The 15,584-nt window shown below is 63.2% G+C and carries 15 protein-coding genes; 8 read left to right on the top strand and 7 right to left on the bottom strand.

The annotated features are described in order from the left end of the window. Positions 1–26: 26 nt before the first annotated feature. The gene (locus WBQ96_RS16275; protein ID WP_336552041.1) at positions 27–461 is read left to right on the top strand and encodes a type II 3-dehydroquinate dehydratase; all 435 of its coding nucleotides are present in this window, start codon (positions 27–29) and stop codon (positions 459–461) included. Here WBQ96_RS16275 and mtnA read toward each other — a convergent pair. Both mtnA and mtnK read right to left on the bottom strand, forming a co-directional pair. After that, positions 458–1,555, bottom strand: a complete 1,098-nt coding sequence (gene mtnA / locus WBQ96_RS16270) for an S-methyl-5-thioribose-1-phosphate isomerase (protein WP_336552043.1) — start codon at positions 1,553–1,555, stop codon at positions 458–460. The genes WBQ96_RS16275 and mtnA overlap by 4 nt on opposite strands. Further along, positions 1,552–2,814: an S-methyl-5-thioribose kinase gene (gene mtnK / locus WBQ96_RS16265; RefSeq protein WP_442920847.1), complete on the bottom strand. Its 1,263-nt coding sequence runs from the start codon at positions 2,812–2,814 to the stop codon at positions 1,552–1,554. The genes mtnA and mtnK overlap by 4 nt, the downstream gene beginning before the upstream one ends. Before the next feature lie 155 nt (positions 2,815–2,969). Between mtnK and WBQ96_RS16260 the strand changes: the two genes are divergently transcribed. From WBQ96_RS16260 to WBQ96_RS16240, 5 genes are all read left to right on the top strand, one after another. Continuing rightward, on the top strand, positions 2,970–4,481 hold the full coding sequence (locus WBQ96_RS16260) for a sugar ABC transporter ATP-binding protein (protein WP_336552047.1): 1,512 nt from the start codon (positions 2,970–2,972) through the stop codon (positions 4,479–4,481). 76 nt (positions 4,482–4,557) lie between these two features. After that, the gene (locus tag WBQ96_RS16255; protein ID WP_336552050.1) at positions 4,558–5,553 is read left to right on the top strand and encodes an ABC transporter permease; all 996 of its coding nucleotides are present in this window, start codon (positions 4,558–4,560) and stop codon (positions 5,551–5,553) included. 39 nt (positions 5,554–5,592) lie between these two features. After that, positions 5,593–6,648 (top strand): substrate-binding domain-containing protein, encoded by a 1,056-nt coding sequence (locus WBQ96_RS16250; RefSeq protein WP_336552052.1) that lies wholly within the window; start codon positions 5,593–5,595, stop codon positions 6,646–6,648. Between the two features lie 104 nt (positions 6,649–6,752). Continuing rightward, positions 6,753–6,998, top strand: coding sequence for a type II toxin-antitoxin system VapB family antitoxin (locus tag WBQ96_RS16245; protein WP_165119467.1), 246 nt, complete (start codon positions 6,753–6,755; stop codon positions 6,996–6,998). Beyond that, a complete protein-coding gene (locus WBQ96_RS16240) occupies positions 6,998–7,417 on the top strand; it encodes a type II toxin-antitoxin system VapC family toxin (protein ID WP_165119466.1) in 420 nt (139 codons plus the stop codon). Before WBQ96_RS16245 ends, WBQ96_RS16240 begins: the two co-directional genes overlap by 1 nt. 46 nt (positions 7,418–7,463) lie before the next feature. On the opposite strand, the gene WBQ96_RS16235 is transcribed toward WBQ96_RS16240, so the two are convergent. The 3 genes from WBQ96_RS16235 to WBQ96_RS16225 all read right to left on the bottom strand — a co-directional run bounded on the left by WBQ96_RS16235 (position 7,464) and on the right by WBQ96_RS16225 (position 13,210). Next, positions 7,464–9,521 (bottom strand): bifunctional aldolase/short-chain dehydrogenase, encoded by a 2,058-nt coding sequence (locus WBQ96_RS16235; RefSeq protein WP_336552055.1) that lies wholly within the window; start codon positions 9,519–9,521, stop codon positions 7,464–7,466. A 44-nt stretch (positions 9,522–9,565) separates the two neighbouring features. Further along, on the bottom strand, positions 9,566–10,534 hold the full coding sequence (locus WBQ96_RS16230; RefSeq protein ID WP_165119464.1) for a sugar-binding transcriptional regulator: 969 nt from the start codon (positions 10,532–10,534) through the stop codon (positions 9,566–9,568). Between the two features lie 351 nt (positions 10,535–10,885). After that, positions 10,886–13,210, bottom strand: coding sequence for a Tex family protein (locus WBQ96_RS16225; RefSeq protein ID WP_336552057.1), 2,325 nt, complete (start codon positions 13,208–13,210; stop codon positions 10,886–10,888). A gap of 197 nt (positions 13,211–13,407) precedes the next feature. Between WBQ96_RS16225 and WBQ96_RS16220 the strand changes: the two genes are divergently transcribed. Beyond that, on the top strand, positions 13,408–13,761 hold the full coding sequence (locus tag WBQ96_RS16220) for a DUF423 domain-containing protein (RefSeq protein WP_336552059.1): 354 nt from the start codon (positions 13,408–13,410) through the stop codon (positions 13,759–13,761). Positions 13,762–13,765: 4 nt separating this feature from the next. Here WBQ96_RS16220 and WBQ96_RS16215 read toward each other — a convergent pair whose 3' ends face one another. Continuing rightward, positions 13,766–14,428, bottom strand: coding sequence for a DedA family protein (locus tag WBQ96_RS16215; RefSeq protein ID WP_336552061.1), 663 nt, complete (start codon positions 14,426–14,428; stop codon positions 13,766–13,768). A gap of 109 nt (positions 14,429–14,537) precedes the next feature. Further along, positions 14,538–14,840 carry a hypothetical protein gene (locus tag WBQ96_RS16210; RefSeq protein ID WP_336552063.1) on the bottom strand — a complete coding sequence of 101 codons (303 nt, stop codon included), beginning with the start codon at positions 14,838–14,840 and terminating at the stop codon, positions 14,538–14,540. Here WBQ96_RS16210 and WBQ96_RS16205 point away from each other — a divergent pair. Then, positions 14,835–15,479 (top strand): hypothetical protein, encoded by a 645-nt coding sequence (locus WBQ96_RS16205; RefSeq protein ID WP_336552064.1) that lies wholly within the window; start codon positions 14,835–14,837, stop codon positions 15,477–15,479. The genes WBQ96_RS16210 and WBQ96_RS16205 overlap by 6 nt on opposite strands. Positions 15,480–15,584 lie beyond the last annotated feature (105 nt).

Below are 15,584 nucleotides of genomic sequence, written 5' to 3'. Positions count from 1 at the left end.
CCCCATAGATAAAACCGGAGCAACTCATGACCAAGCCGATCTTCGTGATCAACGGGCCGAACCTCAACCGGCTCGGCAAGCGCGAGCCCGAAATCTACGGCACAACGACGCTGGCCGAAGTCGAGGCGATGTGCAGGCAGGCAGCCGGCAAAAGGCCTTTGCGCTTCCACCAGTCGAACATCGAAGGCGAGATCATCAACTGGATCCACGAAGCGATCGACGAGGGTGCGGGCATCATCATCAACCCCGCCGCCTTTACCTTCACCTCGATCGCGATCCTCGATGCGCTGAAGATGTTTCCCGGCCCGATCATCGAGCTCCACATCTCCAACATCCACAAGCGCGAGGCCTATTATCACAACTCGTTCGTGTCGAAGGTCGCGACAGCCGTCATCGCCGGGCTGGGGCCGAAGGGATACCCGACCGCTGTTACGGCAATGATTGGATTGATCGAGGCTTAGCCGCGCCGCTCCGGAAAGAGCTCGCGCAGGCCTTCGCGCGAGGCCTTGGCCACACCGCGCTCGGTGATCAGGCCGGTCACAAGCCGCGCCGGCGTCACGTCGAAGGCCGGGTTTCCGGCCGTCGTGCCTTCCGGCGAGACGCGCACCTGCGCGATTTCGCCGGATGCCGTCTTGCCCCAGACCAGCGAAACCTCGTCGCCGGAGCGCTCCTCGATCGGGATTTCCTTCAGGCCGTCGCCGACGGTCCAGTCGATGGTCGGCGACGGCAGCGCGACATAGAACGGCACATTGTTGTCGCGCGCAGCCAGCGCCTTGAGATAGGTGCCGATCTTGTTGCAGACGTCACCGTCCGCCGTGGTGCGGTCGGTGCCGACGATGACCATGTCGACCGCGCCGCGCTGCATCAGATGGCCGCCGGCATTGTCGACGATCAGCGTGTGCGGCACGCCGTGGCCGACCATTTCCCACGCCGTGAGCTGCGCACCCTGATTGCGCGGGCGCGTCTCGTCGACATAGACGTGGACCGGAATGCCCTCCTCCGCCGCCAGATAGATCGGCGCGGTGGCGGTGCCGTAATCGACGGTCGCCAGCCAGCCGGCATTGCAATGGGTCAGGATGTTGACGGTTTCGCCGGGCTTCTTTTTCGCGGCAATCGCGCGGATGATCTCCAACCCGTTGCGGCCGATGCCGCGATTGAGTTCGATATCCTCGTCGGCGATCTCGGCGGCGCGCTTGTAGGCAGCATTGGCGCGTTCTTCGAGCGGTAGCTTACGCAAAAGACTGCGCATCTCGTCGAGCGCCCAGCGCAGGTTGATCGCGGTCGGGCGCGTCTCGTGCAGCTTCTCCCAGGCAGCATCGAGTGCGGCGTCGGACGGGTCGTCGAGCGTCTGCAAGGCCATGCCGTAAGCCGCCGTCACGCCGATCAGCGGCGCGCCGCGCACCCACATGTCGCGGATCGCGGTCGCAATCCCGTCCACCGTGCCGACAGTCTCGATGCGAAAATCATGCGGCAGCCAGCGCTGGTCGATGATGTCGACCGAGCGGCCGTCTTCATTCAGCCAGATCGTCCGGTAGTGGCGGTCTCCGACATTCACGCGACTTTCTCCTTTTCGATCAGACCGGCCAGCGCATTGATTTCATCGAGGCTGTGGATGTGGCGGCGGTTGACGACGAGATGCCGTCCAAATTTCAGCGCCTTCGTCTCGCAGGCGGCGCGCAGGACCTCGTCCTCGATAGCCTCGAAATCGGCATTGTGGGCGAGGCCGAGAATGCGGCGGTGAATTTCCACGCCGGCAAAGCCGAGCATATCGGTCCAGATGCCATGCAGTACATGGTCGAGCGCCTGCTCGCTGCCGAAGATATCGTCCCGCTCCTCGAACAGGCTTTTGGCGTAGAGCATGCCGTTGCGTTCGGTACGCCACAGATGCGCGAATTCGGTGCGGAAGACCGACCATGTCTCGACGACCACCTCGAGCAGATAGGCGCGCTGAGCCTCACGGCTGCCATCCTGCTCGTGGCCGCGCTGCGAGAAAAACGCCATCCAGAAATTGGCCAGCAGCATGCCGACATCGAAGGCCATCGGGCCATAGAAGGCGAACTCTGGATCGATGATTCGCGTGTCCTCATCAGTCACCATGATGGAGCCCGAGTGGAGGTCGCCATGCAGCAGCGTCTCGGCATTGGCCGCAAAGAGATGCTTCAGCTTCTGCGCCTCCACCTTGAGATCGCGGTCGGCGCGCAGCTCGGCAACGATGCCGTCGAGCTGCGGCGTGGTGTGGCGATTCATCGCCGCTTCGAAATAAGGATCGGTGAAGACGAGGTTTTCGGTGATGTCGCAAAGCTCGGCATTGTCGGCAAACAGCGCCAGATCCTCCTTGCGCGCCCGCGCCTTCATGTGAAGGTCGGAGCCGCGAAACAGCGTGCGGGCCATGAACAGGCCGAGGTCGCGCGCGATCTTGGGCGGGGTGCGCCCCTCGATCAGCGCCCGGCGCAGGATGATGTGCGGCGACAGATACTCCATGACGATCAGCGCCTGCGCCTCGTCGAAGTGATGGATCGCCGGCACCGTGCCCTTGCCGGCGCGGGCTTCCTGCCGGGTCAGCGCGTGATACTCGAAAAAGGATCGCTTCAGCGGCAGCGGCCAGCTGTCGCCGACGAGCCGCACATAAGGCAGCGCCTGCTTGACGACGACGCTGCCCTTGTCGCCATCGACGATGAAGACGAGGTTGAGATTGCCGTCGCCGACCTCGCGCACCTGCCACTTGCCGGTGTCGGTGCCGATGCGCGCGGTGACCGCCTCCGTGTCGCCCAGCCGCGACGCCAGCGTCTCGATCGACAATGCCTCGAATGTCATCACTTTCGTCACCGGTTCCTCCCGTCGCCTGCCTGCGCCAAGCATGACGGACCAGACAAGACCATGAAAGGGGTAGCTCACCATTCTGTCAAATGTCAATCGTATTGACATTTGATGATGCGCTTCATAGCATCCCTGTCATTGGGAGGAAATGAATGGTCGAGGGTGCCGTGTTCCGCGCTGCGGGCCTGAAGAAATCCTTTGGTCCCATTCAGGTGCTTGGCGGGGTCGGGCTGGAGCTTCACGCGGGTGAGGTGACGGTGCTGATGGGCGCCAATGGCGCCGGCAAGTCGACGCTCGTGAAGATCGTCAGCGGCGTCTACAGCCTCGACCAAGGCGAAATCACCCTCGACGGAAAGCCCTTTCAACCGGCTACTCCTGCAGAAGCCATCCGCGCCGGCGTGGTGACGGTGCATCAGAACATCGCCGACGGCGTGGTCGCCGCACTCGATGTCGCCACCAACCTCACGCTCGACCGGCTGAACGGCAAGGGCGCGCCGATCCTGTTCAATCCGCGCCGCGTGCGCCGCGAGGCCCGCAAGGTCGCCGACGCGATGGGCCTGTCGATCGACCTCGACGCCCAGATCGCCGACCTGTCGCTGGCCGACCGGCAGATGGTGGCGATCGCGCGCGCCATGGCGCATGAGCCGAAGGTGCTTATCCTCGATGAGCCGACCTCGTCGCTCTCCAGCGCCGAAGCCAACCGGCTGTTCAAACTGATCGACCATCTGCGCGGGCGCGGCGTGGCGATCCTCTACATCTCGCACCGCATGTCCGACATCCGCCGGCTTGCCGACCGCATCATCAGCCTGCGTGACGGCGTCATTGCCGGCGTGTTTCAGGAAAAGCCTCTCGACTATGAAGGCGCGGTCAATGCCATGCTCGGCCAGAAGATCGGTCTCAGCGCGGTTGCCGTGCGTCATGCCGACGGGGCGATCTTCTCTGCCGAGCATCTGAGGATTGCCGAAGGATCGACGCCCTTTTCGCTGACGCTCGGCGACGGCGAGATCGTCGCCATCACCGGCCTTGTCGGCGTCGGCAAGACGGCGCTGGCCGAAACGCTGTTCGGATTGCGAAAGCCGCTGGCCGGTAACATGAATTTGAATGGCCGGCCCTATGCGCCGAAATCGACGAGCGAGGCCATCGATGCCGGCGTGTTCCTCGTGGCCAAGGACCGCGCCGAAAACGGCATCGTCCACGACTTCAACATCTACGAGAATATGAGCCTGCCCTTCCTCCAGCGTCTGTCGCGCATGGGCATACTGCGGCGGGGCGCGGAACGCACCACGGCACGGCAGCAGATCAGAGATCTCGGCATCGTCTGTCGCACCGAGCGGGACGAGATGGGCACGCTTTCGGGCGGCAACCAGCAGAAGGTGATGGTCGCGCGCTGGATGTCGCAGACGGCACGGCTGTTCATTCTCGACGAGCCTTTCCAGGGCGTCGACATCGCCGCGCGCCGCGACATCGCCGCCAAGCTGCGGGCGAGTTCCGCCGGCCGCGCCACACTCATCTTCGTCACCGAACTCGACGAGGCGCTCGAAACCGCCGACCGCATTCTGGTGATGTCCGAACACAGCATCGTCGGCGAACACCGCAATGCCGAAGTCGATATGGACCGGCTGCTCGCCGAGATCGCGGGCCAGCCGGTGCGGGGCGCGGCATGAGGCTGCAAACACACAGGAGCCAGGACGGAATGCATTTCATGACGATCGCAACATGCGCCGGCGGAGGCTGCGCAGAATGACAGTGCGTGACCTTGCAATGCGCTACGGCTTCCTCGCGCTTCTGGCGGCGATGATTGCCTATTTCGCCATTTCCGCCAGCGGTTTCGTCTCGCCGCAAAGTGCCGTCTTCATCTTCCAGTCGGTCGCGATCACCGGCGTACTGGCGCTCGGCGTCACCGCCACGCTGGTCGTCGGCGGCTTCGACCTGTCGATCGGCTCGGTCGCCACGACGGCGATGATGGCGGCCGCCTATGTCATGGTGGTGCTGGAGCAGAACGCGCTTGTCGCCGTCATCGTCTGCCTGGCAATCGGCGTCATCGTCGGGCTGATCAATGGCTTCCTGATCGTCTATATGCGCGTGCCGGACCTGTTGGCGACGCTTGGCATGATGTTCCTGCTGGTCGGCCTGCAACGCATCCCGACCGAGGGCCGTTCCATCGCCACCGGCATGACCATGCCCGACGGCTCGGTCGCCAGCGGAACCTTCAGCCCCGCCTTCCTGGCGCTCGGCCGGCACCGCTTCGACTTTTTTATTCCGAACCTCGTGCCGGTCTCGGTCGTGGTGCTTTTGATCCTTGCCGTGCTGATCTGGTTCTTCCTCGAATACACGCGTTTCGGGCGCATGATGTATGCGGTGGGCAGCAACGAACGCGCAGCCCAACTCGCTGGCGCGCCTGTCAAGGCATACAAGATCTGGGCCTATGTGATTTCCGGCATTTTCGCCTCAATCGGCGGGATTTTGCTCGCCGCCCGGCTTGGACGCGGCGACATCGCATCGGGTAACAATCTGCTGCTGGATTCCGTTGCCGCAGCGCTCATCGGCTTTGCCGTTCTGGGCGCTGCAAAACCCAACGCCTTCGGCACGGCGATAGGCGCGCTCTTCGTCGGCATCCTGTTGCAGGGGCTGACGATGATGAACGCGCCCTACTACACGCAGGACTTCGTCAAGGGCGTGGTTCTGGTGGTTGCGCTGGTCTTCACCTTCGCATTGTCGAGGAGTGGCCAGAGATAGGTTGATACTTTTGAAATCAGGTTTCAGTGGAGGAAAGTCATGAAGATCGATCGCAGAACTCTCGGTAAAATGGCAATGGGCCTGGTCGGCGCCACCTGCCTGATGCAACTGCCGGCCATGGCCCAGGACAAGCCTGCGCCCTTCGACAATCCCGGCAACGTCAAGATTGCGCTGGTGCGCTATCTCTCGACCGGCGATTTCTTCCAGGCCTATCTGTCGGGCGTGGAAAGCCAGGCAAAGGCGCTGGGTGTTGACCTGCGCGTGCTCGACAGCCGCCAGGATGCAGCCCTGCAAGCCGACATGGTCGACCAGGCGATCGCGCTTGGCGTCAACGGCATCATCATCCAGCACGGCCTGACCGAATCCATGAAGGAAGCGGCGCAGCGCGCGGTCGATGCCGGCATCAAGGTCGTGGCCTTCGACGTCAATGTCGAGAACGACAAGATCCCGCAGATCGAGCAGTCCGACCGCGACCTTGCCCGGCTGGCGCTGGAGCAGGCGATCAAGGACAATGGCGAAAGCTGGAAGGCCGGTTATGTCTATGTCGCCGGCATCGCCCCGCTCGACCGCCGCAACGAGACCTGGGTGGGCTTCAAGAAGAAGTACCCGGGCATCGAGGAGAAGGCGATGTTCGGCACGCTCGACAACCCGATCGCCAATTCGGTCGCCAACCAGGCCCGCTCGGTGATCACCGCCAATCCCGACATCAAGGTGATGTTCGCCCCCTATGACGAATTCGCCAAGGGCGTGAAGATCGCGGTCGACGAGGCCGGCCTGTCCTCCGACATCAAGATCTATTCGGCCGACATCTCGACCTCCGACATCGCCGCGATGCGCGAGTCGGGCAGCGCGTGGGCCGCCACCGCCGCCACGAACCCGGCCGTCGTCGGTCAGGTCTCGGTGCGCGCGCTGGCGCAGCTTCTGGCCGGTGAGGACCCGGGCAAAAGCGTCATCGTTCCGCCGACGCTGATCACCCAGAAGGACCTCAACGACAACGACATCAAGAACATGGAAGACCTGTCGGCCAAGCTGCCGCAATTCGCCCATGCCGATGTCGCCATGCCTGCCTGGATGCCGAACCCGAACGCGAAGTAAGAGGCGTTTTCTGAACGGAACGAGAAGGGCGGCTCTTGGGCCGCCCTTTTTCTTGCATGCCGGATATCCAAAGCATATATCTGGATATCTGAAGGAGATATCCGATGGCCCTGTTCATCCGGGACGAAACCGTAGATCGCCTCGCAAGCGAAGTGCAAAAGGCCCTGAAAACGACCACCAAGAAGGAAGCCGTCCGCATTGCGCTGGAGCACGAATTGGAGCGAGCGCGGCGAGCACGCCCGCTGACCGAAGTGGTCGCTGATCTTCAGGCCAGAGTTGCAGCACTTGGGCCCGGCGACCCGGACTTTGACATGAAGCGCTTCACCGACGAAATGTGGGGCGATATCTGATGTTCGTCGACGCCTCGGTGATCGTTGCCATTCTGAGCAAGGAATCTGACTGGGACATAACACTCCGAAGGCTCGAAGCGCACGAAGCGCCGCTCTACATCTCGCCGCTGGTGCGCTTCGAAGTTGTCCAGGCTTTGGCCCGAAAACGGGCCAGTCATTCAGCCAAGCCTTCGGCGGCGGCGATCGAAGAGGCTGATCTGATTCTCGATGCCTTCATTACGCGTTTGCGGATCGAAGAGATTGCAGTCTCGGTGCAAATCGGTGCGCTCGCGGTCAAAGCCAGCATGCGCTACGGCAAAGCGGTCGGTCATCCGGCCGACCTCAACTTCGGCGACTGCTTCGCCTATGCCTGCGCCAAGGCGCTCGACGTCCCCCTTGCCTACAAGGGCAACGACTTTGCGTTGACCGACATCGCTTGAGGCGGCGGATCGGCTAAATCCACCGCCCGACCTCGCTGATCCCTACCTACCGCAGCGCTGCAGCAATATTCCCGCCGTCGACCGTGGTCACATCAGCCGTCGTGCGTTCGGACAGCGCCTGATGCAGGAAGGCCAGCGCCACGTCCTCGGCAGTCACCTCCTGCCCGAGCAGATTGCCGGACATGTAGTCCTTTTCGGACAGGCCGCGCGCGGTCGAGCGGCTGGCGATCATGGCGTCGGTGAGCAGGCCGGAGCGGATGCGGTCGGCGTTGACCGCATTGGAGCGGATGCCGAGCGCGCCATATTCCAGTGCATATTGCCGCGACAGGAACAGCGTCGCTGCCTTGGGCAGGCCATAAGCGCCGAACTTCGCGCCGGGATTGACCGCCTGCTTGGAAGCGTTGAACAGAAGCACGCCACCGGTGCCCTGCTCCCTAAATATGCGCACGGCGTTCTGCGCCACGCTTTGGTGAGCGAAGAAATTCAGCTCGAAGCTCTTGCGCAGCAGCGCGTCGTCGATGTCGCCGATCGCGCCTTCCCAGGCAGCACCGGCGTTCGACACGACGATATCGACGCCGCCATAGGTGGCCACCGCCGCGTCGAAGGCCGCGCGCACGTCTTCCGGCTTCGTGATATCGCCGCCGACGCCGATTGAATTGTTGCCGACCTTCTTGGCGACCTCCGCCGCCTTGGCGGCATCGAGATCGACGACCACGACATGCGCGCCGGTCTGCGCGAAGAGCTTTGCCGTCGCCGCCCCGATTGCACCGGCGCCGCCGGTCACCAGCACCACCTGTCCGGTCAGCGGTTTCGGTTTGTTGGAGGCGAGCTTGGCCTGCTCCAGCGACCAGTATTCGAGGCCGAACAGTTCAGCGGCGCTGAGCGGGTGGAAGTCGCCGACGGCTTCGGCGCCACGCACCGCCTCGATCCACATCTCGCCGACATCGGAAGCGATTTTCGCATCCTTCAGCGTGCGGCCATGGCCGAACATGCCGAGCCCCGGCACCAGCGACAGACGCGGCATCGGATCGAGCATGGTGCGCTCGACATCGTCCAGCGCATTGTTGGTGTCGAAATAGTTGCGGTAGTCCTTCTCGAAGGCTGCGACATGCTCGCGGATCGCCTTCTTGTAGTCGCCGAGTTTTTCGGCGTCCGGCGCCGGCAGCACCATCGGCCCGGTCTTGATGCGGATCGACAGATCAGGCGTGCTGACGCCCTGCTTCGCCAGTGCCTCGAGATTGGGCCGGTTGAGGAATTCGATGATCGCGGGCGAGGTGCGGAAGTCGCTGACCATGCGGTCGAAGCGACCCTCGCCACGATCGAAGGCAACCGCGCCACGCAGGAAAGAGGCAAAGTCAGCCGGCTTGGCGAGCGTCTTCGGAAGCTCGATCGGCTTCGGCGCAGGCTTGCCGTTCGTGGCGACAAACTCCTCGGCCACCGTAACATGATGGATCATGCGGTCGTAGGCTTGCTTCGCGTTGTCGCCGAAGGTGAAGATGCCGTGCTTGTCGAGGATCAGGCCCTCGACGCTGGTGTCGGCGTCGAACACTTCGGCTGCTGCCTTGGCAAGATCGAAGCCCGGCATGATGTAGGGAACGTATCCCATCTTCGGCCCGAACACCTTGCGGATCAGCGCCTCGCTGTTCTCGCCCTGGTCGACGATGGCGAGAACGGCGGTCGAGTGGGTGTGGTCGACGAATTTGTGCGGCAGGAAGGCGTGCAGCAGCGTTTCCACCGAAGGGTTGGGCGATGACGGATCGATGAGATTGGCGCGCTGCAGGGCGACCATATCCTCATCGGACAGTCTGTCGAGCGCACGGGCCTTGAGCAGCGATCCCATCTTCACCGCCGGCAGGCCCTGCGGCTCGATCACCGCCATGTCCCAGCCGCTGCCCTTGACGCAGAGCACGTCCCATTCGTCGCCGATCAGATCCTTGACCCGCATCTTGGCAGAGGTGTTGCCGCCGCCATGCAGCACCAGCCGCGGCTCGCCGCCAAGCAGGCGGGTGGTGTAGACGCGCAGCGCCAGATCGCGCGCGACGCCCTTCTTGGCATAGGCCTCGACAAGCGCTTCGGCTTCGGCGTCATTCCACAAGTTCTTCATCGTCTCTTCCCGTATTTCGCTTGAAGGTTCGTTGATTTGTCGAGTCAGGCTGAAGCCCTGACCGATGGCTTTGCCGCGCGTGCAAGCAGCCGCCGCGCCATTTCAGCCGTGATCACCAGATGCGAGCATAGGCCGCCGGCGAGAGCGGCAAGCAAAGGCTCGAGCTTGCTGTCTTCCTGGATCACCACCATGCGCCGCCTGATTGCCCGGATCGAATTGAGGTCTGCCGAAATGATGCGGCGATTGTAATCGCAGTCGAGCAACGTTCCGTGACGGTCGATCATCTGGCCGGCAACGACGCCGGCCGCGCCATTGTCGCGCAGCGCATGCACCTCACTCGGGCTCATCGCGCCGCATTTGACGACGTGGCTATCCTCATCGACCGTGCCGATCGAATAAAGCGCCAGGTCACAGTCGGCCACGCTTGCCAGCTGTTCACGGATGACCGGCTCGTCGCGCAGTTCCCGCGCCAGCCGTTCCGAACTCAGCACCAGCGGCGCATAGAAATTCAGGCCCTTGGCATTGAGCCGCCGGGCAATTTCCATCGTGCACTGGTCGGGCCGGTAGGAATAAGGCGCGCCGAGATTGCCGCAGAGCTGCACGACCGTGACATCCTGAAGGTCGGCGAAGGGCATGACGTCGGCCATGGAATAGACCGTGCGGCCCCAGGCGACGCCAATGCGCTGGCCGCGCTCGACCAATTCCAGAAAGACGCTCGCCGCCACCACCGGCACTTCGGCCGCGGCGTCTGGCCCGTCGCGCTCTGGCGAAACCACCCAGACGGTGTCGAGGCCGAAGGCGTCCTCGACCTCGCGCGCCAGCACGTCCTGGCTGAAAAGCTGCGTCGAAGTCGATATGGTGACGATGCCGGTATCGCGCGCCTTGCGCAGATACATGGCGACCGAAGCGCGCGAGATGCCGAGTTGCTTTGCGACCTCGTCCTGGCGAAGGCCATGCGTATAATAGAGCCATGCGGCCTTATGGATGATCTGATCTGTCGCCCGGATCGCCATCGCTCCGCTCTCCCATTTTTTACATTATTCATTGAGGCTGACAAAAGTCAATCGATCGCGCTTCTGTCGTGCGAAGGGCTGTCGCAGGTGGGTTCTCTGATGGCCCTAGCGGCGGAACCACCCCCACCCCTAACCCCTCCCCACAAGGGGGAGGGGACGATTTTCGTCGTTTTAGCCACTACGAATCTCGGTTGGCTGGGCGTGCAACAAAGTCCCCCTCCCCCTTGTGGGGAGGGGTTAGGGGTGGGGGTGCTTCCGAAGGCGATCGCTCTCATGTCGGGCGCAACATTCCAGAGCAACAAACGCCGGCAGGTTTCCCGGCCGGCGCTGCTTCATTGCGAAGTATGTGCGTTACTTCCGCTTCATCGCCTCAGCCAAAGCCGCGCCGAACGCGCCCTGCGAAGCCTGCCCGCCCTTGTCGGATGAAGGCGGCTTGCTGAACGATTTCCCACCACCGCGCGGCGGCGAGCGATCATCGCGGGACGGCGCAGCAGGTCTCGCCGCGCCATCGTCATGCTTGCGCATGGTCAGGCCGATGCGTTTGCGCTTGATGTCGACATCGACGACGCGCACCTTGACGACGTCGCCGGCCTTCACGACCTCATGCGCGTCCTTTACGAAGCGGTCGGCTAGTTGGGACAGGTGCACCAGCCCATCCTGATGCACGCCGATATCGACGAAGGCGCCGAAGGCGGCGACGTTGGTGACGGTGCCTTCCAGAACCATACCGGGCTTCAGGTCCTTGATGTCGTCGATACCGTCGGCAAAGGTTGCGGTCTTGAATTCCGGACGCGGGTCGCGGCCCGGCTTTTCCAGCTCGGCAATGATGTCGCGCACGGTCGGTAGGCCGAAGCGCTCATCGACGAAGACACGCGGGTCGAGCGCCTTGAGGGGGGCGCTGTCGCCCATCAGGGTGCGCAGGTCGCGGCCGCAGGCGGCGACGATCTTCTTGGCAACGCCATAGGCTTCCGGGTGGACGGCGGAAGCGTCGAGCGGCTCGGCGCCGTTGGGAATACGCAGGAAGCCGGCGCATTGCTCGAAGGTGCGCTGGCCGAGGCGGCTGACCTTCAACAGATCCTTGCGGCTGGCAAACGGCCCCGTCGCGTCGCGATGGGCGATGATGGCTTCGGCAAGCGAAGAGCCGACGCCCGACACACGCGCCAGCAGGGCGGCGGACGCCGTGTTGAGATCGACGCCGACGGCGTTCACCGCATCCTCAACCACGGCTTCCAGCGAGCGGCCGAGACGATACTGGTCGACGTCGTGCTGGTATTGCCCCACGCCGATGGACTTCGGCTCGATCTTGACGAGTTCGGCCAACGGGTCCTGCAAACGCCGCGCGATCGACACCGCACCGCGCAGCGACACATCGAGATTAGGGAACTCGTTGGCGGCCATTTCAGATGCCGAATAGACAGACGCGCCGGCCTCGCTGACGATCACCTTCAGTGGCTTGGGGGACGGCATGTCCGTCAGCATGTCGGCGACGAGGCGCTCGGTCTCGCGGCTGCCGGTGCCGTTGCCGATGGCGACCAGCTCGACCTTGTGCTTTGAGATCAGCCGCGCCAGTTCGGCCTGCGTGCCGCGCACATCGTTGCGCGGCGGGAAGGGATAGACCGTCGTGGTGTCGAGCAGCTTGCCGGTCTGGTCGATGATGGCGACCTTGACGCCGGTGCGGATGCCGGGATCGAGCCCCATCGTGGAGCGCGAGCCTGCAGGGGCTGCCAGCAGCAGGTCCTTGAGGTTGCGCGCGAAAACCCTAATCGCCTCTTCCTCGGACTTTTCGCGCAGCTCGCGCATCAGGTCGAGCGACAGCGACAGGGACAATTTAACCCGCCACGTCCAGCCGGCGACTTCGGCCAGCCACTGGTCGCCTGCGCCCTGCCGGCCGATGCCATAGGCGTCGGCGATCATGCGCTCGACCGGCTTGACCGGCGAAGTGTCGTCGGCATCGACTTCGATATCGAGCGACAGGAAATCCTCGTTGCGGCCGCGCAGCATGGCGAGCGCGCGGTGGCTCGGCACATTCGCCCAGCGCTCGACATGCTCGAAATAGTCGGAAAACTTTGCGCCGGCTTCCTGCTTGCCGTCCACGACCCTGGCGCGCAGGAAGGCGCGTTCCTTCATGTGGTTGCGCAGGCGTCCCAGCAGCTCGGCGTTTTCGGCAAAGCCTTCAGCAATGATATCGCGAGCGCCATCCAGTGCCGTCTTCACGTCGGGCACATCGTCGGTGAGATAGGCCGCCGCCAGTTCAGCCGGCACCGCCGCACGGTCGGCCAGGATCGCCTCGGCCAGCGGCGCAAGGCCACGCTCGCGGGCGATTTCGGCGCGGGTGCGGCGCTTGGGCTTGTAGGGGAGATAAATATCCTCCAGCTCGGCCTTGGTGGTGATGGCGGCGATTGTCGTTTCCAGTTCCTCGGTCAGCTTGCCCTGGCTGCGGATCGATTCGATGATGGTGTCGCGGCGCGCATCGAGCTCGCGGACATAGATCAGCCGCTCGGCCAGAAGCCTGAGCTGCGTATCATCGAGCCCGCCTGTCACCTCCTTGCGGTAGCGCGCGATGAACGGCACGGTCGCGCCCTCGTCGAGCAGGCCGATGGCTGCCGCGACCTGTTCGGCCCGCGCGTTGACTTCCGTGGCGATGATTGCGGCGATGCGCTTGACGTCTGCGGCCATGTCTTTCTCACTGTCGGCAATGGGGCGGCGACCATAGGTCGGTTCGCGGGCGAAAGCCAATCACACAAAAGCGCCGTCAAAATCCCGTTCCACAGGAAAGCGCCGCGACATCGTGGTCGCTCGTCGGCAGGTGCCAGCGTTCCGAGGCCGGGCTATAGCTAAGACGACCCTTCACCTGCACGCAAACGAGGCCAGTCATGCAGAAAGACCGTTTTCTTGTCGGGGCCGGCGGCCTGTGCGGCATGGCCGGCGTGGCGCTCGCGGCATCCGCTGCCCATAGCGGCGGCGCGTTCACCGGCACGGTGTCGTCCTTCCTGATGACGCATGCGCCGGTGTTCCTGGCGATCGGCCTGTTTGCCGGCGGGCGGTTCCTGCGCATCGGCGCAATCGTGCTTCTGGTCGGGCTGGTGCTGTTTGCCGGCGATCTTCTGGCGCGCGATTTTCTCGGCGGCCGGTTGTTTCCGTTTGCAGCACCCGTCGGCGGGACGCTGCTGATTGCCGGCTGGGTTCTGATCGCCGCTTCGGCTTTGCTGCCGTCCAGAGCTGAATAGAAGCCTACTCGGCTCGCGCCAATCCGCGTCTGGCGCGGCGCTTCGGCCGCCGCCCGAGAAGCTTTACGCCGACGATTGCCGCCACCGTGCCGCCGACCGTCATGAATATGGCAAGGCCGAGCCAGCCCGTCTCGGACACGCTTCCTATATTGGCCTCCATCATCCCGTGAACGGCCAAAAACCCCGGCGCGATCATCACCGGAGCCCAGACGGCGGCTGAAAACATGTTGGCCAGTTGAAACCGCCGGCTGTCCATGCCCATCATCCCGGCCACGACGGGGATGGTGCAGCGGATCGGTCCGAAGAAGCGGCCGAAAAACACCGCCGCAAAACCATAACGGCGAAAGAACAGCCGCGCCCTGGCGATGCCTTCGCGATAGTTGGACAGCGGCCAGCGATAGACAAGGCCGGGGCCGAAACGGCGGCCCAGGAGATAGCCGACGAAGTCGCCGGCCACCGCCCCGGTAAACGCGCCGAGCAGGACCGGCAGCGGGTCGACCACGCCGGAGGCGATCAGACCGCCGATCAGCAGCAGGAACGGCGTCGCCGGAATAAGCACGCCGACGATGATGGTCGATTCGCCGAAGGCGACCAGCGCCATGACGACGCCGGCCCAGGCCTTGTTGGCCTCGATGAAGGTTCCGAGATCGGCCGCTAGTTCCTGCACAGTCTTCCATTCGACGTTTCGCGAGCCAGAATGATCCGCGTTCGCGGCAGACAATCGGGAAGCGCACCCGCCGCGTCAAGGCGCCATAGGACGCACCGCCGTCGCCGACCTACCGTCGAATGCCTATCTGGAGACAGGCATAGTGAAAGGCCTGCGAAAGTGCTGCAAGCTTGACCGCCTGCCAGGAGCGGTAAGCCCGGACGAGTTCGGGGGATACCCAGCAGTCGCCCCTGTTGCTGTTCTTGGCCCAGCCGAGAAGACCGGCTTCCCGCGCCTGCCGAAAGATGCGGGCTACATGGGTTCTGGAAATGCCGTAGCGTTTGGCGAACACATTGGGCGACACCTTTCCGATCCAGATCGGGGACGTCATCTCCGCAGACGGCATGAGGATGCCGGAGATCAGATCATGCACGACGCTGCTTCCGGAATCGGAGCGGACGATTTTTGCGATGCTGGCCGGCGGCTGGCACCAGGCATCGTCGGAAAGCAGAAGCCATGCGAAACGCGGCTGTGCATATTGCAACAACTCAGGATGTTCGCGGAATTGAATATGGCGTTGTCCGTCATCGATGATGTCGAGACCCCTCAGGTGAATATCGAAATAACGCCGGATGAGTTGTTCGGTCATTTCCGTCGTCTGCATCGTCTGCTGTCTTTTGTCCGCGCTCTGCAGGGGAGCGATGAACTGGTAGCGCTTCATCTCCATCAAAAAGGCATGGATCGTGTTCCGGCTCGCAATGCCGTTTGCCGCCAGCGTCCGAACGACATTGCTATGAGAAACGGGCGGAGATTCCGGGTTGAGCTGATGCTCATAATGCATGGCGACCACAACCTGGCTGAGAAGCCATCTTTGCAGATCCGCGACATAGCGAACCTCGCGAGGCAGAGCCAGATGGGTTTCAAGAAGCCACTGTGCGGCCAAAGCAAGACCATCCGGGAGCCGATCCATCGCGACAAGACACTCGGCAGAGTAGAAAAGCGGAGATTCGGCGGGCGTCTGGAGAGGCGCGAGCATTTGAAAATCTCTGGGTCGTTTCGACTAAGTGCTTAATCCCTCATACATATCAGGCTAGTTGAATGAAACTCCTGCGCGGTAACATTTTTGGGATGCAATCTTTGGTCGAGTGGCCGGGTACGAGCGCATTGCGAGGGGTCG

It is taken from the genome of Mesorhizobium sp. CCNWLY176 (assembly GCF_037153935.1).
Classification (GTDB): domain Bacteria; phylum Pseudomonadota; class Alphaproteobacteria; order Rhizobiales; family Rhizobiaceae; genus Mesorhizobium_M; species Mesorhizobium_M zhangyense.
This window is presented reverse-complemented; position numbering and strand designations above follow the sequence as displayed.